Consider the following 24451-nt stretch of genomic DNA (forward strand, 5'->3'; position numbering starts at 1 on the left):
CTCTTTTTATTTCACGCAATTGTTGTTACTTCTTAAAGTGTTGTAAAATCGCTTCTACAATACGCTCAGATGCACGACCATCGCCGTAAGGGTTAGATGCTTTCGTCATCTTATCATGAGCTTCTTTATCAGATAACAACTCATCAGCAAGACTAAAGATTGTCTCTTCATCTGTTCCTGCTAATTTCAGCGTACCTGCTTCGATACCTTCTGGGCGTTCCGTCGTATCACGAAGGACAAGGACTGGCACACCTAGTGATGGTGCTTCCTCTTGTACACCACCAGAATCAGTTAACATTAAGTATGAACGAGCTGCAACGTTATGGAAATCAATTACATCTAACGGCTCAATTAAATGAATACGGCTATGCTCGCCTAAAATATCATTCGCTATTTCGCGAACAACAGGATTCATATGAACAGGGTATACAACTTGTACATCTTCGTGCTTATCAACAAGACGCTTAATTGCACGGAACATATTGCGCATTGGTTCTCCTAAATTTTCACGACGGTGTGCTGTCATAAGTACAAGACGATCATTTCCAAGTTTCTCTAACACCGAATGGCTATAAGTTTCTTTTACAGTTGTCTTCAGTGCATCGATCGCTGTATTTCCTGTTACGAAAATGCGTGACTCATCTTTATTTTCTTTTTGTAAGTTCGTTGCTGATTTTGTTGTAGGTGAGAAATGAAGATCCGCCATTACACCTGTTAGTTGGCGATTCATCTCTTCTGGATATGGAGAATACTTATCCCATGTACGAAGTCCTGCTTCAACATGTCCTACTGGAATTTGATTATAAAAAGCAGCTAAGCTTGCAATAAATGTCGTCGTTGTATCACCATGCACAAGTACGATATCAGGCTTCGCTTCTTTCATTACTTTATCTAAACCTTCTAAACCACGTGTTGTAATATCGATTAACGTTTGACGATCTTTCATGATATTCAAATCGAAATCCGGCGTAATTCCAAAGATATTTAATACTTGATCTAACATTTGACGGTGTTGTGCTGTTACAGTCACAATTGATTCAATCTTTTCTGGGTGCTTTTGCAACTCTAATACAAGAGGTGCCATTTTAATTGCTTCTGGTCGTGTCCCGAAAATTGTCATTACTTTTAAACGTTCAGTCATTTCATTGCCTCTTTTCTTTCACTAGTTAAAACTTCTATTATCGCATATAAAAATATGCATGTGAAAATACATTTTTTAACGAGCCTGAGAAACATTACTATTACAGACGTCTTTTCGCCCAACTGAGTAATAATCTAATCCATGCTTCTCGGCATCCTCATTAGTATAACAATTTCTCCCATCAAATAGAATAGGTTCCCTCATAAGCTGTGCATACTTTTCTAGCGGATAATTTCGAATTGATTCCCATTCTGTTACGATAAAAACTGCATGCGCCTCTCTAATCGATTCATCTATACACTCAGCGTATCGTATCGTATTTCCAAATAAACTTCTTACATTTTGAATAGCTTGTGGGTCATATAAAACCACATCTGCACCCATATTAATTAATTCTTCTATTATAATAAGAGATGGTGCTTCCCTAATATCGTCAGTATTCGGTTTGAATGCTGCACCAAGAACCGCAATTTGCTTCTTCTTCATATCTATAATTTTCTTCGCTTTTTTAACTAACAACAACTGTTGTTTATTATTCACTTCAATGACTGCTTTCAACAAGCGAAAATCATGAGAAACATTCCCTGCAATTTGCACAAGCGCTTTCGTATCTTTTGGAAAACAAGATCCTCCATATCCGATGCCTGCATTTAAAAAAGATGCACCAATTCTCTTATCCATCCCCATCCCTGTAGCTACATCTACTATATCTGCACCCACTTGCTCACATATATTAGAAATTTCATTAATAAAACTAATCTTCGTAGCTAAAAAAGCATTAGATGCATATTTAATCATCTCAGCACTTCGAATATCTGTAATATACGTTTGTAAGCTTAATTTACTGTACAAATTCTCTACTTTCCTTGCAGCTTCTTCACTACATGCTCCAATTACGATACGATCACCCTGAAAAAAATCATAAATACCAGAACCTTCTCTTAAAAACTCTGGATTCGATACAATATATAATTCATGTCTATCTTGTAGTTTATCCTCAATCCATTCTCTCATTACATCATTTGTCCCTACAGGAACCGTACTTTTCGTAACAACAATAATATCGTTATTCACATATGTTCCAATATCATCACAAGCACTACGAATATACGTTAAATCTGCTGTTCCATCTAATAAAGATGGCGTTCCAACTGCAATAAATATAAACTCTACATCATTAAATGCCGCTGATTTACTTGCTGTAAAAGTTAAATGATTATTCTCGTATGCTTCATTTATTAATTCATTTAATCCACATTCATAAATAGGTAACTCGCCTTGTTTAATCCGTTCAATTTTCCCACTATTTATATCGAAACATGTGACTGAATGTCCCAATCTCGCCAATCCTACTCCTGTAATCAATCCAACATATCCGGTACCTATTATCGTAATTTTCATTTTCTTTTCGCACAGGAATATACATAAGAAAATATACGAATACATAGAACTCCCCCTGCGCTTCCCCCTCTCACACTAAGAATGAGAAAACTCTTTCACTTCTTTATTATATGAATCGTTTTTTTATTATTTTTTAAGATTTTGTAAAGTTAAATGATGCAATATATACAAAATGTAAATTCCCACAATTTAACACGGAACTTACTCATTTTACGTGCAACACTTATAATACTGAAACAAAAGTCATCGCTATATGAGAGGGGAGTACAATGTCATATTACAAGACACAATATGAGATCAACCTTCTCTAAGAACACAACATTCCATATCCAATTGTCATATATTCTATTCACTGCCCTTTACAGCCAAAAGAAAAAAAGATTGAATTCTAATCTTTTTGTGATACCATATGTTATGAGCCTGTAAATAAACATCATAATTTTCAGATAAATAAGATTGAAAAAATTACGTTAAACTATAAAGGGTGGGGTATTAATGGACTCACAAGTGATTTATGCCATTTTGGCATCTTTCATCACTGTACTCGTCGTTACTCCTTTAGTTATTAAATTAGCTTTCAAAATAGGAGCAACAGACAAGCCAAATGCGCGTAAAGTACACCAAAAAATTATGCCTCGTCTTGGCGGGTTAGCAATTTTCATCGGTGTAGCCGTAGGATTTGTTGTCGGTGGATTGTACGAACAAAGAATGTTATCGATAACTTTAGGTGCTATCATCATTGTTATCATCGGGATTTTAGATGATATGTACGAACTATCTGCGAGGGTAAAATTCGGTGGACAACTATTAGTTGCCATCATGATTGTCAAAAGTGGATTATTAGTGCAAGTATTATATATTCCAATTTTCGGAGATACTGAACTCGGATGGCTTGCTTATCCAATTACTGTATTTTGGATTGTAGGTATTACAAATGCCATCAACTTAATTGATGGATTAGATGGATTATCCGCAGGGATTTCATCTATCGTACTTGCAACGCTAGCATATATGGCCTTCACTAGCCCATGGGGTACTGGAGCAGCTATTATATTACCTCTAGCACTGATTACATTAGCAAGTACAATTGGATTTTTATTCTACAACTTCCATCCAGCAAAAATTTTCATGGGAGATACAGGAGCACTATTTTTAGGATACTGTATTTCTGTTATATCGTTACTTGGATTATACAAAAGCGTAACGTTATTCAGTTTTATCGTTCCAATCATTATTTTAGGTGTACCTATATTTGATACGACATTTGCAATTATCCGCCGTATCGTAAATAAAAAGCCTATTTCAGCACCTGATAAATCGCATTTACATCACCGTTTGCTTGCAATGGGATTCTCTCATCGTAAAACGGTACTAATTATTTACGCATTGGGTATTTTCTTTAGTGTAAATGCAATTATTTTCAGTAGTGCAACATTATGGTTATCCATTATTCTTCTTTTCATTTTAATCTTCTTTACAGAAATCATTGCTGAAGTAATCGGTCTTGTACACGAACGTTACAAACCAATTATTTCCTTCTATAAAAAAGTGAAAAAACGCGAAGACTAATTGTAGTATAGCCTTTACTATTATGAAATATTCAAATAGCATCCTCTTTTCATAAGAGGATGCTATTTTTTATTTTTTAATCCTTATTCCCCATTTCCAAAATATAGATTGTTTGAGAGTGCCTCTATTGGAGAAAGATATACGTATAACGAAAAAAGTATCAAATTTTCATTTTTACATCTTGATTGTCAAACTGAGGGTGAATGTTATGATCAAGCGATTACTTCAATGTATAATTTTATTTTTAACTATTACTATGTACGCATCATCGAATACAAAAGCAACTACAGACATTCAAGTAAAAGATTACCAAAGTACTCAAACTACCTCTCCTACAACAAAAATTGCGTACTTAACATTTGATGACGGACCAAATAAATACACACCACAAATTTTAAATATTTTAAAAGAGAAGAACGGAAAAGCAACTTTCTTCGTTATTGGCGGAAAGGTGCCACATTATAAAAAAACGATGGAGCGATTGATTAAAGATGGACATTATATCGGTCTCCATAGTATGTCGCATGATGTAAAACGTCTTTATACTGGCGATCCATCTGTTTTAATTGCAGAAATGGAGCAAACCCAAAACATTGTCCAGCAAGTTACACATTTAAATACACATCTCGTTCGGGTCCCATACGGTAGCATGCCTTACTTAAAAAAGAATTACCGTGACGCACTCGTATCTGCCCAGTATAAAATGTGGGATTGGACAATTGATACATATGACTGGAAAAGCTATGATAATCCTTCCGCAATACTAGAAAGGGTACGAAATCAAAGCGATGAACAAGTAGAGGTTATTTTAATGCATGATTCTAGTGTCACAGTGCAAATACTCCCAAAAGTAATTGATTATTTACACTCACAAGGATATAAACTACTTCCCTACAATCCATCTTCCCATCTCGAAGTGAATTTTTGGAAAGACACAAGATTGTAACAGCTTTAGTGCCTATGTACTAAAGCTGTTTTACCCCGCGTTAACGGGCAGTAAGACTCCCACCTCAAAATTCAGCTGGAACAAAGAAGTTTGGTGGGAGATCCACTGCCCGTAAACGCCCGATTGGTGAAGGCTAATAATCAGTGGGAATGAACAAAAACCCCACTGATTAAAGTTTCACTTTATTTTTCTCTTCCCACACTTCTCATTTTTGTGTAGAATTTTAAATAGTGATGAAGTTTCGAGGTGAATAGAAATGAAACGAATAGATCTCATTTTTAACGCAATACAAAAAGGGAATTATACAGAAGGTATAACAGCATCAGAACTCGCTACACTTCTACAGCTAGACCGTGCAAATGTTAGTAGCGATTTAAACAAGCTTGTGAAAGATACTCGTTTATTAAAAACGAGTACACGCCCTGTCCGTTTTTATATAGAAACGAACACTTCATTGGAAACGCATTCAACAAAGGGCACTTCATTAGATACATTTGCTATTGAAAATACAAGCCTAAAAATTGCAATTGAAAAAGCAAAAGCTTCTATTCTCTATCCTCCAAACGGTATGCATACTTTACTACTTGGAGAAACAGGTGTCGGAAAATCGATGTTCGCTTCTTTAATGCACGAATACGCAATTGAAGTGGAACAACTTCCAAAAGATGCACCTTTTATCGTCTTTAACTGTGCTGATTATGCAAACAATCCACAACTACTACTTGGACAGTTATTTGGGATAAAAAAAGGAGCTTACACAGGTGCCAGTGATCAAAAAGGGTTAATTGAAAAAGCACATGAAGGAATCCTCTTCTTAGATGAAGTACATCGCCTTCCTCCAGAAGGACAAGAGATGCTCTTCACATTTATTGATCGCGGAGTATACCGCCGCCTGGGAGAAACGGAAAATGAACGTAAGGCACGAGTGTTGATTATTACTGCAACAACCGAAGAACCAAATTCATTTTTATTAAAAACATTTACAAGACGTATTCCGATGACCGTTACGCTTCCACCACTTCGTGAGCGAACACATAAAGAGCGGTTTGCTTTACTGCAACTATTTTTCACAAATGAAGCAATTCGTCTAAGGAAAGAGATTCATGTTAGTCCAAATACAATGCGTGCTTTCGTCTTTTACAATTGTCCAAATAACATCGGTCAATTGAAAACGGACGTACAAATTGCCTGTGCGAAAGCTTATTCTGATTTTGTAACAAAAAAACGTGATTCTGTCTGTGTTTCAAGTACAGATTTACCTTGGTATATGAAAGAAGGATTATTTATTGAAAGAAAGAGCCGTCATCTATATCAAATACCAAATGAAACATTTGTATTTACAGGTGATGAAGGTTGGAGTAAACATACAATAAAACCCGAAGGAAGTCGCTCTTCTATTTACGATTATATTGATTATAAATATGAAGAACTTCAAGCACGCGGCATTGAAGAGGAAGAATTAGAATTACTAATAGAAAATGATATTCAAAGCTTTTTCGTCCAATACTTTAACCAAATATCTAAAAAAACAAGTCATGAAAATGTTTTTAAAATTGTGGATCGTAATATCGTTTCCGTATGTGAAAAAATTGCGGAACTAGCTGAAAAATATTTATCTAAAACTTTCGATGAAAAAGTATTTCTCGCTTTAAGTTTACATGTACAGACAACTCTACAACGTTTACAGGGCGGGAAACAAATTCACCACCCACAATTAAATCAAATTCGTACGAAATATAAAGAAGCTTTTTCCGTAGCTATGCAATGTATTCAGCTATTAGAAGAAGAATTACAAATAACAATACCTATTGATGAAGCTGGCTTTTTAACAATGTTCTTCGTTGTTGATCCAATTCCTGCCTCACAAACAGAAGTAAAAGTATTAATATTAGCACACGGTAATGGCATCGCAACAGAAATGGCAAACGTTGCAAACGAACTTCTCGGTATTGATGAAGTAACTGGTATCGATATGCCCTTGCATGAATCACCAAAAGACTTCTTAGAGCGTGTTAAAGTGTATATGAAAACACTTCAAAATGTAAACGGGCTTCTTTTACTTGTTGATATGGGATCTCTCGCTTATATTGGTGATATATTAGAAACTGAATTCAAAATCCCTGTACGTGTTCTTTCCATGACGAGTACACCACACGCACTAGAAGCAGCTCGAAAAGCTCAGCTTGGCTATTCATTAGATGCACTATACGAAACAGTTAAGAACTTAACGCCGTTCTATTTAAACGTACAGGAAGAAAAGAAAAAGCCACTATCGCCAATGAAATCCGTGATTTTAACAGCTTGTTTAACCGGCGAAGGAAGTGCTTTAGCAATTCAAAAAATGTTAGAGAACTATTTACGCTTTGATAAAGACTTAATTGAAATTATTCCGATTAGCATCGTTCATGAAAAAGATTTAACGAAAATGATCGAGAACATAAAAAAAGAGCGTAATATCATTTGTATCGTCACGAATTTCGATATGCAAATACCTTGCTTAACATATCATTTCCAAGACATTGTGAACTACACAGCTATTCAACCAATTCAAGAATTGATTACGTATGAAGAAACATATGCAAAAATGGCTGATATTCTTGAACAACAAATGCAGCGTAACGATGGAGCATTACTTATTAAAACAATTCGTTATGCATTAAATACAATTCAAGAATTGATTTCTTTACAGCTAACTCCCGACAGTTTAATGGGTGTGATTTTGCATATGAGCTGCATGGTTGACCGTCTTCAAAAAGGTGAAAGTCTCCTCCCTCATCCTGATAAAGAGAAACGAAGACAAGATGAGTACTGGATGTATATGAAAGTGAAAAAAGCATTGCAACCTATTGAAAATACATTTGAAATACAAATCCCAGATGACGAAGTATTTTATATAATGGACTTCTTCATTAAAAATCAGCCTGTAAAAAATTAAACTAGGCGATATTGTAGCACTCTATATAATTAGAAAAGGCTGTTCCAAAATGTTTTTTGGACAGCCTTTTCGCTTACTTCTTTACTTCCCTTATTCTCCCCCTTATTTCTCCCTTTTTATTAGATTTCGTATTAACATTTACATATACATTTGCTTGCATTATCTCTTGAAACAAGCTATCAAATGCTCTCCCCTGTAAAGGCCCTTCAAAATCCTCTACTCTAGCTACACCAGTAACGACTCCTTCATTCACACTAATTCCTTGCTCTAACGGACCAAACAAACTTAAAATAACTGGACCAATTTGATTCGCTTTTCCTAAATGAATTTGGCATGACGTGATTTTTTTTATATTTTTTAATATGACCCGATATTGCAACTTCTTTAAATCTTCACTAAAAATGAGCTCTGTTACACCGTAAGCCTCTGTATTTACAGGAGGTACTTCCCTCTTCCCTGTTAACCTAGCAAAGAAATGTGTTGTCATACGGGCATTCTCCTCATATAAATTTCCCAGCACTACTTCTACTACTTTATGGTTTAGACATAATCATTTATGACTTTTTCAAATTTTAATTACAACTAAAAGATTCACAAAATCTTTACATAGAAATCATTCCATTCACTTTACTGCCTCTTGTATAATGCATTTAGAAAAACATTCTAGGAGGTTATCTTGAAAAATAATAACTACTCTTTCCAATCATTAATAGAGATTTTTCTCGTATCATTTAAATTAGGACTTACTTCATTTGGTGGTCCCGTCGCCCATCTTGGTTATTTTCATCATGAATACGTGCAAAAAAGAAAATGGATGGATGAACGAAGTTACGGAGACTTAGTAGCGCTATGTCAATTCCTTCCTGGCCCTGCTAGCAGCCAAGTCGGTATGGGAGTTGGCTTATTACGCGGCGGATTATTAGGAGCCATTATTTCATGGATCGGATTCACTCTCCCATCTGTGCTCGTTTTAGTTTTCTTCGCTTCATTTCTTAACCAATTCGAGCTTGGAAGTACTGGCTGGATTCACGGACTGAAACTTGTAGCGGTCGCAATTGTCGCTCATGCAATATGGGGAATGGCTCAAAAGTTAACACCAGACCGAAACCGTGCAACAATCGCAATTGCAACTGCCGCAATCGCCCTATTATGGCCAAGTAGCTGGACACAAGTAATTCTCATTATAGTATCTGGTTTCATCGGTTGGTTTTTATATCGTGGCCAGCCAGTTAGCCAAGCTCATAAAATAAACGTACCTATTTCAAAAATGGTAGCCATATCTTGTCTCGTCTTATTCTTCGGACTATTAATACTGTTACCGATGTTACGACCATACTCTTATTTCATCTCTTTATTTGACAGCTTCTATCGCTCTGGTGCACTTGTATTTGGCGGAGGGCATGTCGTACTTCCTCTTCTTGAAAGTGAGTTTGTACAAAACGGGATGATGACAAAAGAACAATTTCTTGCTGGATACGGATTAACACAAGCAGTGCCAGGGCCACTATTTACATTCGCTTCTTATATAGGAGCAGCGCTAAATGGAACCGCCGGAGCAGTTGTTGCAACGATCGCTATCTTTCTTCCTGCCTTCCTGCTCGTTGTTGGCGTTTTACCATTTTGGGACAGTGTAAGGAGAGTATCTTACATACAAGGTGCACTACTTGGAGTAAACGCAGCCGTTGTCGGCATTTTACTTGCAGCTTTTTATGATCCAATTTGGACGAGTACAATTATGAATTCTGTAGATTTCGTTTTTGCTTCTCTTCTATTTTGCTTACTCGCTTTTTGGAAAACACCACCTTGGGTTATCGTTATAATCGGGGCCTTCGGTGGATATGTTCTATCCATTTTGTAAGCACAAAAAACGACGGCCCCATTTAGCCGTCGTTTTCCTATTAAAACTTCACAAGCTCCATTCCCTCAGGCAGCTCACTCTCCGTTAAAATACGCAACTCTTTCACGCGATCCATTACGTAAGAAGAACGTTTCACAAGCTCTGGGTCAATATAAGCTGGATGCACCATAATTTCTACCGTTTGCTCGTCCTGCACTCTTTCCTTTAACTTCACAAAGTAATCTTCCGTCACACCGTCAGCGTAAAAGTCACTGTAAAACACATCTGAAAATGGGCGCACCGCTCGCTCTTCTTCACAACGACGAATTGGAACATTATATTTACTTGCTAATCTCTCAAGAACGTCGTGTAAAAGCGGTAATCCATGCACGTGATGATGACTATCTAAATGAGTTGGTGTTAACCCGTAAGATAAAAACTTCTCAATTTGAGCAGTCCATTCTTTTTCTACCTCTTCTGGATTTATATTTCCTTCCCATACAACACTTTGTTTATGAAACAATCCATCGCTACTTACAAGTGATGGAACATCTTTAAGAAGCGGTTCTCCTGCCGTTAATACGAGATGAACTCCTATCCCTAACGTTTTATACTCTTTCGCTAAGCGTACGGCATGCTCTGTCCCTGGCATATTCATCATCATCGTCGTTGAATTTACAATCCCGTTTTTATGTCCATCAATAATTCCGTAATTTGTACCTTCCGTAAGACCGAAATCATCTGCATTTACAATTAGTTTAATCATCGCAATACCCCCTACTAGAATTAAAAAAAGCGGGCTAAACAGCGCCGCTTCTTATTTCTCTATCTTCTTAAAGAATTGTGGAAGATGTTCTTTATGTGCTTCCAACATTTCATCTAAAATTTGTTTTGCAACTTTATCTGATGGTACAAGTGGGTTAATTGTCATAGCAAGCAGCGCTTTATGATAATCCCCTGTAACAGCAGCTTCAATTGTTGTGCGCTCAAATGATTTAATTTGCTGTACTAAACCACGAACTGGTACTGGAAGATCTCCGACCGCAATTGGTTTTGGACCTTCTTTCGTAATAATACAGTTCACTTCAACAGCCGAATCATGTGGCAAGCTTGCAATTGTTCCGTTGTTTCGTGTATTAACAGGCTGGATATCACCTTTATTATTGTAAATAGACGTAATTAAGCTACATGCTGCGTCACTATAATAAGCTCCGCCGCGCTTTTCTAATTGTGGTGGCTTAATATCTAAATTCGGGTCTTTATACAGCTCGAATAAATCATCTTCTAATTGTTTTACTACTTCTGCACGTGTACCTTTTTCAATCGAAGCTGCTTTCTCTTCTTCCAACATTTCACGTGTTTTATAGTAGTAACGATGATATGGACACGGAATTGCACGAAGACCGCGAATAAAGTCTGGCTCCCAGTTAAGCGCAGCAATGTTTTCCATCGTAATTTGCTTTTCTGGATCTGTTACAAGTTCTAATACACGATCCATTACGCTTACGCCATCCAAGTATACATCTAATCCGTATACCATATGATTTAAACCAGCGAAATCAACGTGTACCCGGCTTGCATCTACTTCAAGTAATCTTGCAAGACCCATACGAATTCCGATTGGAACGTTACATAGACCAACTACTCGTTGAATGTTCGTGTAGCGAAGTACAGCTTCTGTTACCATACCTGCTGGGTTTGCGAAGTTAATAAGCCATGCATTTGGACATAGCTCCTCCATGTCCTTACAAATATCTAAAATAACAGGAATCGTTCTCAGCGCTTTGAACAAACCACCAGGACCATTCGTTTCCTGACCAATTACATCATATTTTAATGGAATCGCTTCATCTTTTGCACGTGCTTCTAACAAACCAACGCGAAGCTGCGTTGTTACGAAGTCAGCACCTTTTAATGCCTCACGGCGATCAAGTGTTAAATGAATATCAATTGGTAAACCTGATTTTTTCACCATACGTTTCGCTAAGTCACCAACGATTTCTAACTTCTCTTTTCCTGCCTCAATATCTACTAACCAAATTTCACGAACAGGAAGCTCGTCATAACGTTTAATAAACCCTTCAATTAACTCTGGTGTATAACTAGAGCCACCGCCGATTGTAGCAATTTTAATTCCAGTCATGCTTTATTCCCCTTTCGCTTCTAGCTTTTTATAAAGGTCAATAAATTCTGCCGCTAATTCTTTTACCGTAATAGAATTCATTAAATGATCTTGCGCATGAATTAAAAGAACACTAATCTCTGTTTTTTCCCCTCTTGCTTCTGATTGTATGAGCTCTGTTTGGAAATGATGCGCTTCATTAATCGCTTCTTTCGCCTTTACCATCGCTTCATCAGCTTCTGCCATTTTCCCCTGTTTGGCGAATTGCAGTGCCTCCATTGCAAAGCTTCGTGCATTACCACTATTTAAAATCAATTGGAATGGAATTTGTTCTGCTGTAGTCATCATAATTACCGTCCTCTCTATTATGGTTCAACCGATTTAAATACCCCTTCAGTTTGAACATTTCTATTAAATTATTATTTTATTAATGATAGTTTGGTGTTCTTGTAGATGGGTCTCATCTTTCTGAACATGATATAAAAGTTAGTTGTTCTGACGAGCTATAAAAACTCGTCAGAACAATACTTTTTAAAGTGATACTGAATTGTCGTTTCCTTTTGCAGCATCTTTTGAAGCTTGTACGTACGTACGGTCACACATTAATACGAATGGATAGTAAATTACTACCGCGATTGCAAAGTTTACTAGCTGCAATGCAGCACCAGCAATGCTTCCGCCCGCTACAAGATAACCACTAAAGATTGGTGGCATTGTCCACGGAACTAAAGCAACTGTTTTTGGTACCCATCCTAAGGAAATTGCTGTATAAGAAGTAATAACTAATACAACTGGTGTAAGTACGAATGGAATGATTAACGCTGGGTTTAATACAATTGGTGTACCGAAAATAACTGGCTCGTTAATATTGAAGAAACCAGGACCGATAGATACACGGCCTACACCACGAAGCTGTGCACTTTTCGCAACAAGCATTACTGCTACTAGGAATGCTAATGTCGCACCTGATCCACCGATGTATACATATACATCAAAGAATGGTTTTGTGAAAATATGCGGTACGTCATATGCAGACATACCATCGTTAAATAACTTAATATTCTTTTCTAATGCTGGTAAATAAATTGGGTCAATAATACCACCAACGATATTAGGACCATGTAATCCGAAGAACCATAATACATGAATAAGTAAAGCAACAATAATTGCACTTGGTAATGTACCTGCTAAACCTTGTAATGGTACTTGAATTGTTTCAAATACCATTTTATGAATACTTGTACCTGCTAATTTCACCGCTAATTGAATACTTGCTGTTACAATTAAAATAACGAATGCTGGTACTAACGCTGCAAATGACTTCATTACTGCTGGTGGAACACCATCTGGCATTTTAATTGTAATATCTCTTTGAACAAAGAATCGAAATACTTCCGTTACAAGAAGGGCGACAATTATGGAAACGAATAAACCTTGTGATCCTGTCCAAGCTAAATCAATACCGCCTTCTTTTGGCGTTGTCGGAGAAATAATAATTAATGCACCGAATGTAATGATTGCTGCTGACAACGCGTCTACACCGTAAGATTTCGCTAAATTATAACTTATCCCTACCGCGACTATGAGGGCGAGTATAGCGAAGGAACCTGCCCACATACCACCGCCGATATCTTTCCAAACGTCCCCGAATGCACCCTTCATAAATTTTTGGAATGCATCAATTGGCAAGTTATTTATAAGTATTGCAAACGATCCAACTAAAATAAGAGGCATAACTGCGATAAAACCATCACGGATTGCAACTAAATGACGCTGCGATCCGATTCTTCCTGCGACTGGAACTAAATACTTCTCCATAAATGCAATAAACTTTTGCATTTCGCTTCCCCCCTAATTATTTTTTTAGTGTTAATGCGTGATCTAAAACTGCTTCTCCATTCATCATGCCGTAGTGCATTGAGTTAATAACATCGACTCCAACGTTTTTCTCATCGGCAAGCGTTTTCATTGTAGAAAGCATGTAACGAACTTGCGGTCCTAATAATAGTACGTCTGCTTGATCGATATTGTTTTTTACTGCATCCCCAGATACAGCCCAAATCTTACCTTCTAGACCACGAGCTTTTGCAGCCGCTTCCATTTTTGTAACTAGTAAACTTGTAGACATCCCTGCTGAACAACATAATAAAATATTCATTTATAAATCCCCCTTGTGTGGTATAAAAAATTTATGTTTTTTATTTTTCTTTACGCTATTTATTAATGCAATTACCGTGCCAACTTTTCAAAACGCCTAAAATCAGCGTTTTTTCGAGTGATTTCTTTGTGTGTTAACGCTTTCAATTAGTGTGTCACTCAAAAAACACACAGTGTGTTATAAAACAACACGCTTTTAACACATAACTGTATGAAAATAGATTAGTGTTTAGTTGTCTAGTTGTATTTAAAGCAAAAAAACACTAACTTTTTTTAAAGCGTGAAAATATAATAACGAAAAATATAATATTTCAACTCAAATCAAAAACAAATACCTATTCAAGACACTCGTCTAACTATTGTCCAGTCAAACTCTATTAAATTACATAGAATAGAATAAAATAAAGTATTTTGAAAGGGGATTCCAATGCCAAAGCATAGAAAAAAGAATAGAATGAAGATTTATAGAATACAGTTTCAAAATAAATGGTATAAACAAGAAGAGGATTCTGAATTAAATTCCAACACGGATACACTAGATCGACAGGACACTGAAGATAAACAAGACAGACCTGACAAACACGACGAACCAGATAAACACGACGAGGATGAAGACGATAAGCAAGTACAATCGGAAAATGTAATTATAGTACCCACAGATTCACACAGCTTAGATGTGTGGGATGAAATTTCTCTAAAGGAAATACAAGCTGGTGAACATACGAATTTATTTGAAGAAAAGAGTAATTATCAAAATATTAATTTAGTCCAAGTAAACGATATTCGCTTATACTTGGACAAGCAACTACAATTCAGCTCCGTTGATGAGCAAATTTATCATGAAGCGCTTGTACATCCGATTATGGCAAAAGTAATTGATCCAAAGCGTGTTCTCATATTAGGTGGTGGCGATGGTCTTGCCTTACGAGAAGTTTTGAAATATGAAACTGTGCTACACGTAGACCTTGTTGATTTAGACGAGGCAATGATTAATATGGCACGTAATGTTCCAGAAATAGTATCTTTAAACAAAAACGCTTTTTTTGATAATCGCGTGAACGTGCACGTATGCGATGCAAAAGAATTTCTAAATTCACCTTCATCTTTATACGATGTAATCATTATTGATTTTCCTGATCCAGCGACAGAGTTATTAAGTACTTTATATACAAGCGAACTTTTTGCTCGTATAGCTACGTTTTTAACAGAAGATGGTGCGTTCGTCTGCCAATCTAATTCACCTGCTGATGCACCTCTAGTATATTGGAGCATCGGTAACACTATTGAACATGCTGGATTAACTGTGAAAAGTTATCATACAATCGTTCCTTCTTTCGGAACTGACTGGGGATTTCATATTGCTGCTAATTCTGCCTATGTACTCGATCAAATTGAGCAATTATATGTAATACCAACTCCTCGAACATTACCTTCTCTTCTTTCTCCTTTGTTTCAATTTAAAGAAGAACATTTAGAACAACGTAATCTCGCTCTTTTAAACTCAGAATCGAATCTTATCCTACATCAATGTTACAAAAAGGAAATGGAGTTTTGACAATATTATAGTAAGGAGTGCTACCCTATGGAATATTCTACTTTTGGTAAGCATATAATAGTAGATTTATGGGGAGTGGACTTTTCCCTATTAGATGATGTTCACTTTTTAGAATATCATTTAGTTAACGCTGCAGATTGCTCTGGTGCCCATATTTTAAACGTAAGTACAAAAGAATTCGATCCGCATGGCGTTACTGTTTTAGTTTTACTATCCGAAAGCCACCTTTCAATTCACACTTATCCAGAAAAAAACTTTGCAGCCATCGACTGTTATACGTGCGGTACGACCGTTGAACCGCAAATAGCGATTAATTATATCGTAAGTATATTAAGACCAAATGAGATGCATATAAAAAAACTAATTCGTGGTACAGGAGAGATTATTACTGCCGATTAATTATCACTCTTACCCATCCGTAAAAAGGAGGATTGTAAATACCATCAGTGGAACAAACACTCCACTGATGGTACGGACACATACATAAAAAAACCTCGCATAAGCAAGGTTCATTCATCCACCGACATCTTCCTATATAATTCTACAAACTCACTCGCCAATTCCTTCACCGTAATTGCGTTCATTAAATGATCTTGCGCATGCACCATCAAAAGGGTAACTTCGGTTTTTTCCCCGGCAGCCTCTTTCTGTATGAGCTCTGTTTGTAAACGATGCGCCTCTTGCAATTCATTTAAAGCTTCTTGTAGTTTCGCTTCTGCTTCCTGAAATTCACCGCGCTTTGCGCAATCAATTGCTTCCATTGAGCAGCTTCTCGCATTACCACCATGCAAAATTAAGTGAAAAGCTTTCGTCTCTATCGTATCCATTTTAGTTCTTTACTCCCCCTTTTCTTCCGCTACTTTTTGTTTATCCCATATTTTTAAGAATGGAAAATAAATAAGAAATGCAAGTGCAAAGTTAATGAGCTGTAAAATAACCCCTGAAATTTTCCCGCCTGATCCTAAATATCCACTAAAAAGAATAGGTGTAGTCCAAGGTACAGCAGCTCCGCTCGGACGTGCAACCCATCCCCATTCCATTGCAAAATAAGAAACAATCGTTAAAACAACTGGTACAAGTATAAATGGAATAAGTAAAAGCGGGTTCATTACTATCGGCATACCGAAAGTCACCATTTCATTAATATTAAAAATACCTGGTGCAATCGATAATCGCCCTAAACTTTTCAATTGCTGACTTCGCGCAAATAATAACATTCCTACAACTAAAGCAAGTGTTGCACCAGAACCGCCCATATAAATCCATAAATCAAAGAACTGTGCAGTAATCGTATTCGGTACATCTTGCCCTGCCTGAAATGCAATTCGATTTTGATCCATTAATGACAACCAAATCGGACTCATTACACCACCAACAATTGCAGCTCCATGAATTCCGCACGCCCAAAGTACATGGACAATGATAACTGCGATTATCGCACCCCAAATGCTAGCCCCAAGTACACTAAGAGGCTCCTGTAAAAGCTTTCCTATAACATTATGGATGCTACCGAAAGTCGTATGTTCAAAAATTAATCTAATGATCCAAACAACCGTCACAACAATAAAGCCTGGAATAAGCGCAGCAAATGAACGCGTTACTGCTGGCGGAACTGTCTCTGGCATCTTTATAATCATCTTTTTCTGTACAACAAATCGATAAATTTCAGTAGATATAATTGCAATAATCATCGCTACAAACAACCCTTGGCTTCCCATTAACGCAGCTGGTATAACTCCATCTACAAGTATACTTTCTTTCGTATTTGGTATCATATACATAACTTGGAATGGTGTTGCAAGCAAAAATGCTACAAGTGACAATGCACCTGCCGCTAAAGCATCTACTTTATATTGTTCTCCTAATCTGTAAGCGATTCCAAAAACAGCTATTAAAGACATTATATTAAAAGTAGCCCCCACTGGGTACCCTAATGCTACATTCCAATTCTTTCCGAAGATTCCTGCCATAAAATCATTATACCCAGGTATCGGAAGAGCACTAATGATTAGAAAAAAAGATCCAATAATCAAGAAAGGCATCGTTAAAACAATTCCATCACGAATCGCTTGCAAATGTCTCTGTTCTGCAACCTTCCCTGCTACTGGCATCACATATCTCTCTAAGAACCCTATCATCTATCCCACACTCCTCATGGTTTCATTAACAAAGCTGCTTGCAAGATAGCTTCTCCATTACAAAGCCCGTAATGGACGGATTGAATGACATCAACAGGTATTCCCTTCTCCTTACATAATTCTTTCATTTTCGGTAATAAATAACGTACTTGCGGTCCAAGTAAAAGTACATCTGCAGTATCAATATGATTTCGCACTTCTGAACCTGATACTGCCCAAATCTTTACCTCTATCCCTTTTGCCTCTGCTGCTTTCTCCATTTTTGTAACAATCAAACTGGAAGACATTCCCGCTGCACAGCAAAGTAAAATATTCATCTCGCTCCCCTCCCCCTTTTTCCAAACCTAAGTTATGGTGTAGCCCTTGCCACCACTAGGTTACAAATATATATGTCTAGATTTCTAACTGTATGCCGAGCTTAAAAACAAAAATTTCTCGGTTTTCACGCTATTCCATCTATCCGTATTTTCCTAGTAAAGAAGTCTCTAACTCGCTATAATGATTCAGTATGATTTTTTATAATCGATAGGAGGATATATTTATGAAGGCATATCGCTTTCCACTTATTTTATTATCTTCTATCCTAATTGGTGGTTTCATTGGTTATTTCATGGGTGCCGATGCAGTTGCTTTAAAGCCGCTTGGTGACATTTTCTTAAACTTAATGTTTACGATTGTTGTACCGTTAGTGTTCTTTAGCATCGCGTCATCTATTGCTAATATGGATGGATTAAAACGTTTCGGTAAAATTATGTCTAGTATGGCTGGAACTTTCTTATTTACAAGTATTTTAGCTGCTATTTTTATGATTATTATCGTGAAAGTATTCCCGCCAGCACAAGGTGTTGTATTAGAACTAACGCAGCCTGATAAAGCTGAAAAAGCAGTTAGTGTTGCTGATCAAATTGTTGGTATCATAACAGTATCAGACTTTTCAAAGTTACTATCTCGCGAGAACATGCTAGCTCTTATTTTCTTCTCTATCTTAATGGGGGTTGCAACTTCAGCAGTTGGTGAAAAAGGGAAACCATTCGCTACATTCCTACAAGCTGGTGCAGAAATTTCAATGAAAGTCGTATCTTTCATTATGTACTACGCTCCAATCGGACTAGCTGCCTACTTCGCAGCATTAGTTGGTGAATTCGGACCACAACTTCTTGGAACTTACTTCCGAGCAGCAATGGTATACTATCCAGCTTCTCTTATTTACTTCTTTGTATTCTTTACATTCTATGCGTACCTTGCAGGTCGCAAACAAGGTGTACAAGTATTTTGGAAGAACATGGTCTCTCCTACAGTTACATCACTTGCAACTTGTAGTAGTGCCGCAAGTATTCCAGCGAACTTAGAAGCAACGAAGAAAATGGGTATTTCTTCTGACGTTCGTGAAACAGTTGTCCTTCTTGGGTCTACACTTCATAAAGACGGATCTGTTTTAGGCGGGGTATTGAAAATTGCTTTCTTATTCGGTATTTTCAACATGGAATTCGAAGGACCGAAAACATTAGCAATCGCACTTGTCGTTTCTCTATTAGTAGGAACAGTAATGGGTGCTATTCCAGGCGGGGGTATGATTGGTGAAATGTTAATCGTTTCTCTATACGGATTCCCACCAGAAGCATTGCCAATTATCGCAGCAATTAGTACAATCATCGATCCTCCTGCAACAGTGTTAAACGTAACAGGAGATAACGCTTGTGCCGTAATGACAGCTCGCCTTGTAGAAGGTAAAAACTGGATCAAAAATAAATTTGCTTAATATATAGAAAGAGGATGCTCGTTTTGAGCATCCTCTTTTTGTTGTCATTTGTCAGTGAATCGATATATTTGAAGTTGTGATAGATATATTAGCAAAAGCGTTAATATAATCCCATCCCGCCACAAATTTGTTATAATCTTCACAAATATTCCACACCTTTCATCCTTTCTCCGTACTATAATCATGTATGGAAAAGGAGATGGACACGATGACACAAAGCGCACCAGAATTTAAAGTTTTGCAAAGCATTGCATTTCTTGCTGTCGTTTTGCAAAGTTCCTTATTATATACAATGAATCAAGGAAATGTCTTACTCGAGCAATCCCTCATTATGGGCATGCTATTTAATCTTGCAAAATTTTCAGCGCCTGCATTCATATTTATCGTCGGCTTCCATTTAATTCGGCTATATACGAAGCAACTCGTTTACAGAGAATATATTTATGAAAAAGCCGCACATTTACTCATTCCTTATTTCTTCTGGTCTATTCTTTACCTATTAACAACAAACGATGTCATTACACTACAAGGCGGAATAAAAAGTTTATTACTCGGAACAGCTGCACCTCATCTTTGGTACGTTATTATGATGTTCCAAATTCACTTATTGTTCCCTTTACTATGCACACTATTTTATTGGTTTCAAAAACGAACAGAAAATAAAAAAGACATATATAAATATATGACCATTTTCGCTTGTCTATATTTCTTCTTAATGTGGTACTCTTCTCACTACATTTTTAATGGAGAGAAACTGACTAGTTCAACCATTTTACATTATACAGATCGTTCCTTCTTCTTCTACTCATTCTATTTCGTCATGGGAGGAATAGCTGCTGTATCATTAAAAACTTGGCGTATATTTGTCATGAAACATATTCCGCTTATCACAATACTATTTTTCATCTTATTTTTATTCATCAATTATGAGTTATTTAGTTTTTACGGCGCCAATTCTATTCATTTAACGGTTTCTACTTATTTAAAACCGTCCATGTTTTTATATATTGTTTGTGAAATTATGATACTGTACGTGTTATCTATTACAGTTGTACAGCGACGTGGTTTCTTATATAAAGCTCTACGTTTTATCGGGAATTACACGTATGGCGCTTATTTAGCTCATTTTTTCTTCTTGCAACTATGTACAAAATTTCTTTCCTTATTCGCACTGCAAGAAAACACAATATTATATAGCCTATTACTATTTATATTAACGACCACAATCTCGATTTCAGCAATGGTCATTTGCAGTACACTACCATTTCATACATGGATTACAGGACCTTCTCCTACAACAAATATGAAATGGGCTAAGATTGTACTTCAAAAAAATCACGAAAAGGTATTCAAACCATATCTTTGATATAATAGAATTCCATACAAGAAAAGAAAGTAGGACACACCTATGATTAATCAAATTGGACAAATTATGTTATATGTAAATAATCAAGATGAATCAGTGCAATTCTGGACAGAAACAGTAGGATTCCAAATCGTTGCAGAAGAAAATAACGGTCAAGGATTTCGCTGGATTGAAATTGCGCCGGCAAAAGAAGCTGGAACAAGCATCGTCCTTCACGATAAAGCGTTAATTGCGAAGATGCAACCTGAATTAAACTTAAATACCCCTTCACTTATGTTCTTCTCTAATAACTTAGATCAACTGTATAAAGATCTTTCTGAGAAAAGTGTTACAGTTGGACAAGTTGTAGATTTACCTACTGGTAGAGCATTCAACTTTGCTGATAATGAAAATAACTACTTTGCAGTTATGGAAAAGAAATAAGAAAAAGCTATCCGAAAAGGTCATAATAAAACCTTTTCGGATAGCTTCTTTTATTAAGAAACTTGCTCTGCATTCGTTTCCTTATGCTGTATATGACTCGTAACCCATGTAATTCCGCCAGCAACAACGAGATAGCATAATAAAATTAAAATTTGCATTCGTAATTGCGACCAATCTCCTAAAGAGATAACATCTTGTAATCCTCTAAGAGAATGAGACATTGGGAGAAACTGTCCAATTTTGCTAAGCACAGCTATATTTAACTCTCCTGGGAAAGTACCTCCGCTCGTCGCTAATTGAAGAACGAGAAGCGTTACCGCTGCGAACTTCCCAACAATGCCGAATACCGTTACTAACATAAGAATAAATGTCATGAACGTAAAGGAAATAACAATACTTGATAAAACAAAGAGTGATACACTTGCAACTTCTAATTTCATAACTCCTAACACTACCACGTCTACAAGTAGTGCTTGAATGAGTCCAATTAAATATACTAATCCTAGTTTATTAATAAAATGTACTGTTCCGCTTACCTTCATATTTTGTCTACGGCCAAGAGGTAAAATATTTGATGCCATAATTCCGCCAACATAAAATGCCAGTGATAAAAAGTATGGTGCAATACCTGAACCGTAGTTAGGCACATCAGAAACTGTCGACTTCACTAATTGAACCGGCTCTGAGAACATCGTATTGCGTGCATCATCATTGCGAACATCCGCTATCTTCTCTGCGCCCTCTCCCAATTTCGTAGAAAGTTCTTTCGCACCATCGTCAAGTTTAACAAGTCCGTTCGTTAACTTATCAGCACCATGATTCAGCTCTGTTCCGCCACTCGCAAGGTGATTTACACCTTCTTGTAATGATGTAAATCCATTTCCCCACTTCGTAAATCCATCAGCTAAATTCGAAGTACCATCTGCTATCTTTTTCGTCCCAGCGGTAGCTTCGTTTAACTTAACTCCGAATGTATTCATGCCTTCCTCAATCTTATGCTGACCATCAGTAAGCTTCCGCGCACCTTGTGTCAATTGTTGTTGGCTATTATTTAAAGTGTTTGTTGCTTTAGCTAATCCGTTAGAAGTAGCAATGATCTTTTGAAAAGCAGGATCTTGCTGCACTTCTGGATGACTTTTCACGTACTCTTCTAATTGTTGTTTTACACTATTTGCTGCATTGTCCGCTTTCACTTGCCCTTCAGCAAGTTTCTCACTTCCGTTCACCCATTCATTTGTACCAGCACTTAATTCACTAACTCCTGATTGTAAAGACTTCTCACCCTGTGCTAGCAGCTCCATACCATTATGAAGTGATGTCGCTCCTTGACTAAGCTCATTTGCTCCCCCAGTTAAGGCCGATTGACTAGAGGCAAGCTTATCACTTCCTTCTTTTAACTTCACTGTTCCATCATTTAAACGATGAATACCATCTGTAAGCTGATTCGCCCCATTTTTTGCATCCGTCGTTCCTTCATGTAACTTCTCAGCGCCATTACTTGCATCACTCAACCCTTGTGCCAAATCTTGAAACTTTGAAAAGACACCTTCTGTATAAGATTTCGTAATACTATTTGAAATTTTTGTTTTCATATTTTCAACAGCTGTCGTTCCAATTTGAGCTGCTACAAAGTTTTTACCTGGATTTACTTTATACTGCAATTGTGCCGGCTCTGGTTTCTCATCCATTAGTGTACTTACCTTTTTAGAGAACTCCTCCGGAATCGTAACCACCATATAATACTTATCTTCTTTTAGCCCTTCATCAGCATCTTTTTCTGATACGAAATGAAACGCCAATTCCTTATTCTCTTTTAAATTTTTAACAAAATCGTCTCCAGCCTGGATTGTTTTTTCATCCATCACAGCACCCTTATCTAAATTAACAACTGCAACAGGTAATTTATCTAATTTTCCGTACGGATCCCAATATCCAGCTAAGAAGAATCCTGAATAAATTAAAGGAACGATTAATAAAAAAATTAAAGCGATACGTCCATGTTTATGGTTCCACATCGCCTTCCAATCTTTAAATATAAGTTGAATTCCCTTCATGAAACATACTCCTTCTCCTAATTTAACACCCTTCGAATGGTTTAACAGATTTACTATACACGTCACTTTCCATACTGTATAATACATCTTTAATTATCAATTCATTCCTTTTGGTCTATAGAAAGGAGATTCGAAGTGGAACTTCTTCAATTAAAATACTTTCAGACAGTTGCACGACTAGAACATATGACAAAAGCAGCTGAAGAATTGCATATCGCGCAGCCTTCACTCAGTAAAACAATCGCTAGACTAGAAAAGGACTTAGGCGTCCCCTTATTTGATCGCCAAGGTCGACAGATTACATTAAACTCTTTCGGCAAAGTATTTTTAAAACGAGTAGAACGCATTTTTCATGAATTAAGTGAAGGGGAACGAGAAATTAAAGATTTAGCTGAATTACAACAAGGCTCTATTACACTTGCAGTTTCTATTCCAAGAATATTACCCGAGCTACTCGGTTCTTTTTTACTAGAACACCCTAACGTTCGATTCCAACAATTTCTCGCATCTACTCCTTCTATGAAACGGCAACTAGATAATATGGAAATTGATTTTTGTATCTCCTCTGTACCAATTGAAGGCGAGGAAATGGTTTGGGAACCACTTATCACAGAAGAAATTTTCTTAGCTATTCCTTCAGGACATCGGTTATCAAACCGCGAAAGTATCTATTTGCATGAAGTAAAAGACGAATCGTTTATTAGTATGAACACTGGTTACGGATTTCGGCACTTAACAGATGAATTTTGTAAAAAAGCTGGTTTCACTCCACATATCGCTTTTGAAGTAGATGAACCAACCGTGATTAGCGATCTCATTAAGCAAGGTCTTGGCATCGCCTTTGTCCCAAGTTTAACTTTATTAAAAAACTCTACTTTAGCATCAAATAAGTTACGTATTATTGAACCTAATTGCGAACGAACTATCGGCTTAAGTTGGTCGAAGAAGCGCTATTTATCAAAAACCGCCCAGCAATTTCGTGAATTCGTGATTGATTACTTCTCCAATATTAGGGCGTAAAATTATATCGCTTTACAAACAAATAACG

Annotated in this window: 22 protein-coding genes; 10 read left to right on the forward strand and 12 right to left on the reverse strand. The window is 36.8% G+C overall.

The window, feature by feature from the left end; all coding sequences use genetic code 11:
* Positions 1–25: 25 nt before the first annotated feature.
* On the reverse strand, positions 26–1141 hold the full coding sequence (gene wecB, locus AC0IXC_RS18380; RefSeq protein WP_471653122.1) for a non-hydrolyzing UDP-N-acetylglucosamine 2-epimerase: 1116 nt from the start codon (positions 1139–1141) through the stop codon (positions 26–28).
* 75 nt (positions 1142–1216) lie between these two features.
* Positions 1217–2587, reverse strand: coding sequence for a UDP-glucose dehydrogenase family protein (locus AC0IXC_RS18385; RefSeq protein ID WP_471653123.1), 1371 nt, complete (start codon positions 2585–2587; stop codon positions 1217–1219).
* Between the two features lie 450 nt (positions 2588–3037).
* On the opposite strand from AC0IXC_RS18385, the gene AC0IXC_RS18390 reads away from it, so the two are divergent.
* The 3 genes from AC0IXC_RS18390 to AC0IXC_RS18400 all read left to right on the forward strand — a co-directional run bounded on the left by AC0IXC_RS18390 (position 3038) and on the right by AC0IXC_RS18400 (position 7992).
* Positions 3038–4111: a glycosyltransferase family 4 protein gene (locus tag AC0IXC_RS18390; RefSeq protein ID WP_012261991.1), complete on the forward strand. Its 1074-nt coding sequence runs from the start codon at positions 3038–3040 to the stop codon at positions 4109–4111.
* A 208-nt stretch (positions 4112–4319) separates the two neighbouring features.
* On the forward strand, positions 4320–5057 hold the full coding sequence (locus AC0IXC_RS18395) for a polysaccharide deacetylase family protein (protein WP_012261992.1): 738 nt from the start codon (positions 4320–4322) through the stop codon (positions 5055–5057).
* A gap of 256 nt (positions 5058–5313) precedes the next feature.
* Positions 5314–7992, forward strand: a complete 2679-nt coding sequence (locus AC0IXC_RS18400) for a PRD domain-containing protein (RefSeq protein WP_215590414.1) — start codon at positions 5314–5316, stop codon at positions 7990–7992.
* A 73-nt stretch (positions 7993–8065) separates the two neighbouring features.
* Here the strand turns inward: AC0IXC_RS18400 and exsM are convergent, their stop codons facing one another.
* Positions 8066–8479, reverse strand: a complete 414-nt coding sequence (gene exsM / locus AC0IXC_RS18405) for an exosporium regulatory protein ExsM (RefSeq protein ID WP_002166452.1) — start codon at positions 8477–8479, stop codon at positions 8066–8068.
* Positions 8480–8668: 189 nt separating this feature from the next.
* Between exsM and AC0IXC_RS18410 the strand changes: the two genes are divergently transcribed.
* Positions 8669–9850, forward strand: a complete 1182-nt coding sequence (locus tag AC0IXC_RS18410; RefSeq protein ID WP_002166451.1) for a chromate transporter — start codon at positions 8669–8671, stop codon at positions 9848–9850.
* 40 nt (positions 9851–9890) lie between these two features.
* Here AC0IXC_RS18410 and chbG read toward each other — a convergent pair whose 3' ends face one another.
* From chbG to AC0IXC_RS18435, 5 genes are all read right to left on the reverse strand, one after another.
* Positions 9891–10595: a chitin disaccharide deacetylase gene (gene chbG, locus AC0IXC_RS18415; protein WP_044439396.1), complete on the reverse strand. Its 705-nt coding sequence runs from the start codon at positions 10593–10595 to the stop codon at positions 9891–9893.
* 51 nt (positions 10596–10646) lie between these two features.
* Positions 10647–11972 carry a 6-phospho-beta-glucosidase gene (gene celF / locus AC0IXC_RS18420; RefSeq protein WP_002129947.1) on the reverse strand — a complete coding sequence of 442 codons (1326 nt, stop codon included), beginning with the start codon at positions 11970–11972 and terminating at the stop codon, positions 10647–10649.
* A 3-nt stretch (positions 11973–11975) separates the two neighbouring features.
* Complete coding sequence (locus AC0IXC_RS18425; RefSeq protein ID WP_000989054.1) at positions 11976–12299, reverse strand: PTS lactose/cellobiose transporter subunit IIA; 324 nt, start codon at positions 12297–12299, stop codon at positions 11976–11978.
* Between the two features lie 183 nt (positions 12300–12482).
* Positions 12483–13790, reverse strand: coding sequence for a PTS cellobiose transporter subunit IIC (gene celB, locus AC0IXC_RS18430; protein ID WP_002143765.1), 1308 nt, complete (start codon positions 13788–13790; stop codon positions 12483–12485).
* 16 nt (positions 13791–13806) lie between these two features.
* Positions 13807–14109, reverse strand: a complete 303-nt coding sequence (locus tag AC0IXC_RS18435) for a PTS sugar transporter subunit IIB (RefSeq protein ID WP_002089627.1) — start codon at positions 14107–14109, stop codon at positions 13807–13809.
* A 426-nt stretch (positions 14110–14535) separates the two neighbouring features.
* Here AC0IXC_RS18435 and AC0IXC_RS18440 point away from each other — a divergent pair, with 426 nt between their 5' ends.
* Together AC0IXC_RS18440 and speD are read left to right on the forward strand one after the other, a co-directional pair.
* Positions 14536–15663, forward strand: coding sequence for a polyamine aminopropyltransferase (locus AC0IXC_RS18440; protein ID WP_471653124.1), 1128 nt, complete (start codon positions 14536–14538; stop codon positions 15661–15663).
* Between the two features lie 27 nt (positions 15664–15690).
* Positions 15691–16062: an adenosylmethionine decarboxylase gene (speD, locus tag AC0IXC_RS18445; RefSeq protein WP_060749239.1), complete on the forward strand. Its 372-nt coding sequence runs from the start codon at positions 15691–15693 to the stop codon at positions 16060–16062.
* A 110-nt stretch (positions 16063–16172) separates the two neighbouring features.
* On the opposite strand, the gene AC0IXC_RS18450 is transcribed toward speD, so the two are convergent.
* The 3 genes from AC0IXC_RS18450 to AC0IXC_RS18460 are packed head-to-tail and all read right to left on the reverse strand — an operon-like array spanning position 16173 to position 18118.
* Positions 16173–16490 (reverse strand): PTS sugar transporter subunit IIA, encoded by a 318-nt coding sequence (locus AC0IXC_RS18450; RefSeq protein WP_002016162.1) that lies wholly within the window; start codon positions 16488–16490, stop codon positions 16173–16175.
* 9 nt (positions 16491–16499) lie between these two features.
* The gene (celB, locus tag AC0IXC_RS18455; protein ID WP_305926861.1) at positions 16500–17801 is read right to left on the reverse strand and encodes a PTS cellobiose transporter subunit IIC; all 1302 of its coding nucleotides are present in this window, start codon (positions 17799–17801) and stop codon (positions 16500–16502) included.
* A gap of 14 nt (positions 17802–17815) precedes the next feature.
* A complete protein-coding gene (locus AC0IXC_RS18460; RefSeq protein ID WP_215590422.1) occupies positions 17816–18118 on the reverse strand; it encodes a PTS sugar transporter subunit IIB in 303 nt (100 codons plus the stop codon).
* A gap of 224 nt (positions 18119–18342) precedes the next feature.
* Here AC0IXC_RS18460 and AC0IXC_RS18465 point away from each other — a divergent pair, with 224 nt between their 5' ends.
* The 3 genes from AC0IXC_RS18465 to AC0IXC_RS18475 all read left to right on the forward strand — a co-directional run bounded on the left by AC0IXC_RS18465 (position 18343) and on the right by AC0IXC_RS18475 (position 21349).
* Complete coding sequence (locus tag AC0IXC_RS18465; protein WP_002016167.1) at positions 18343–19560, forward strand: dicarboxylate/amino acid:cation symporter; 1218 nt, start codon at positions 18343–18345, stop codon at positions 19558–19560.
* A 208-nt stretch (positions 19561–19768) separates the two neighbouring features.
* Positions 19769–20926, forward strand: a complete 1158-nt coding sequence (locus AC0IXC_RS18470) for an acyltransferase (protein ID WP_471653125.1) — start codon at positions 19769–19771, stop codon at positions 20924–20926.
* Positions 20927–20968: 42 nt separating this feature from the next.
* Entirely contained in the window at positions 20969–21349 is a 381-nt protein-coding gene (locus AC0IXC_RS18475; protein ID WP_002034775.1) for a VOC family protein, read from the forward strand.
* A gap of 53 nt (positions 21350–21402) precedes the next feature.
* On the opposite strand, the gene AC0IXC_RS18480 is transcribed toward AC0IXC_RS18475, so the two are convergent.
* The gene (locus AC0IXC_RS18480) at positions 21403–23403 is read right to left on the reverse strand and encodes a YhgE/Pip family protein (protein WP_078205044.1); all 2001 of its coding nucleotides are present in this window, start codon (positions 23401–23403) and stop codon (positions 21403–21405) included.
* A gap of 135 nt (positions 23404–23538) precedes the next feature.
* Here AC0IXC_RS18480 and AC0IXC_RS18485 point away from each other — a divergent pair, with 135 nt between their 5' ends.
* Entirely contained in the window at positions 23539–24423 is an 885-nt protein-coding gene (locus AC0IXC_RS18485; protein ID WP_471653126.1) for a LysR family transcriptional regulator, read from the forward strand.
* The last annotated feature ends 28 nt before the right edge of the window (positions 24424–24451 follow it).

Source organism: Bacillus sp. AC266 (genome assembly GCF_979253805.1).

What these genes read in the sequence shown, in the direction of transcription:
- wecB (WP_471653122.1), bottom strand. Translation starts at nt 1,141, where the DNA reads ATGACTGAACGTTTAAAAGTAATGACAATTTTCGGGACACGACCAGAA.
- AC0IXC_RS18385 (WP_471653123.1), bottom strand. Translation starts at nt 2,587, where the DNA reads ATGTATTCGTATATTTTCTTATGTATATTCCTGTGCGAAAAGAAAATG.
- AC0IXC_RS18390 (WP_012261991.1), top strand. Translation starts at nt 3,038, where the DNA reads ATGGACTCACAAGTGATTTATGCCATTTTGGCATCTTTCATCACTGTA.
- AC0IXC_RS18395 (WP_012261992.1), top strand. Translation starts at nt 4,320, where the DNA reads ATGATCAAGCGATTACTTCAATGTATAATTTTATTTTTAACTATTACT.
- AC0IXC_RS18400 (WP_215590414.1), top strand. Translation starts at nt 5,314, where the DNA reads ATGAAACGAATAGATCTCATTTTTAACGCAATACAAAAAGGGAATTAT.
- exsM (WP_002166452.1), bottom strand. Translation starts at nt 8,479, where the DNA reads ATGACAACACATTTCTTTGCTAGGTTAACAGGGAAGAGGGAAGTACCT.
- chbG (WP_044439396.1), bottom strand. Translation starts at nt 10,595, where the DNA reads ATGATTAAACTAATTGTAAATGCAGATGATTTCGGTCTTACGGAAGGT.
- celF (WP_002129947.1), bottom strand. Translation starts at nt 11,972, where the DNA reads ATGACTGGAATTAAAATTGCTACAATCGGCGGTGGCTCTAGTTATACA.
- AC0IXC_RS18425 (WP_000989054.1), bottom strand. Translation starts at nt 12,299, where the DNA reads ATGATGACTACAGCAGAACAAATTCCATTCCAATTGATTTTAAATAGT.
- celB (WP_002143765.1), bottom strand. Translation starts at nt 13,790, where the DNA reads ATGCAAAAGTTTATTGCATTTATGGAGAAGTATTTAGTTCCAGTCGCA.
- AC0IXC_RS18435 (WP_002089627.1), bottom strand. Translation starts at nt 14,109, where the DNA reads ATGAATATTTTATTATGTTGTTCAGCAGGGATGTCTACAAGTTTACTA.
- AC0IXC_RS18440 (WP_471653124.1), top strand. Translation starts at nt 14,536, where the DNA reads ATGCCAAAGCATAGAAAAAAGAATAGAATGAAGATTTATAGAATACAG.
- speD (WP_060749239.1), top strand. Translation starts at nt 15,691, where the DNA reads ATGGAATATTCTACTTTTGGTAAGCATATAATAGTAGATTTATGGGGA.
- AC0IXC_RS18450 (WP_002016162.1), bottom strand. Translation starts at nt 16,490, where the DNA reads ATGGATACGATAGAGACGAAAGCTTTTCACTTAATTTTGCATGGTGGT.
- celB (WP_305926861.1), bottom strand. Translation starts at nt 17,801, where the DNA reads ATGATAGGGTTCTTAGAGAGATATGTGATGCCAGTAGCAGGGAAGGTT.
- AC0IXC_RS18460 (WP_215590422.1), bottom strand. Translation starts at nt 18,118, where the DNA reads ATGAATATTTTACTTTGCTGTGCAGCGGGAATGTCTTCCAGTTTGATT.
- AC0IXC_RS18465 (WP_002016167.1), top strand. Translation starts at nt 18,343, where the DNA reads ATGAAGGCATATCGCTTTCCACTTATTTTATTATCTTCTATCCTAATT.
- AC0IXC_RS18470 (WP_471653125.1), top strand. Translation starts at nt 19,769, where the DNA reads ATGACACAAAGCGCACCAGAATTTAAAGTTTTGCAAAGCATTGCATTT.
- AC0IXC_RS18475 (WP_002034775.1), top strand. Translation starts at nt 20,969, where the DNA reads ATGATTAATCAAATTGGACAAATTATGTTATATGTAAATAATCAAGAT.
- AC0IXC_RS18480 (WP_078205044.1), bottom strand. Translation starts at nt 23,403, where the DNA reads ATGAAGGGAATTCAACTTATATTTAAAGATTGGAAGGCGATGTGGAAC.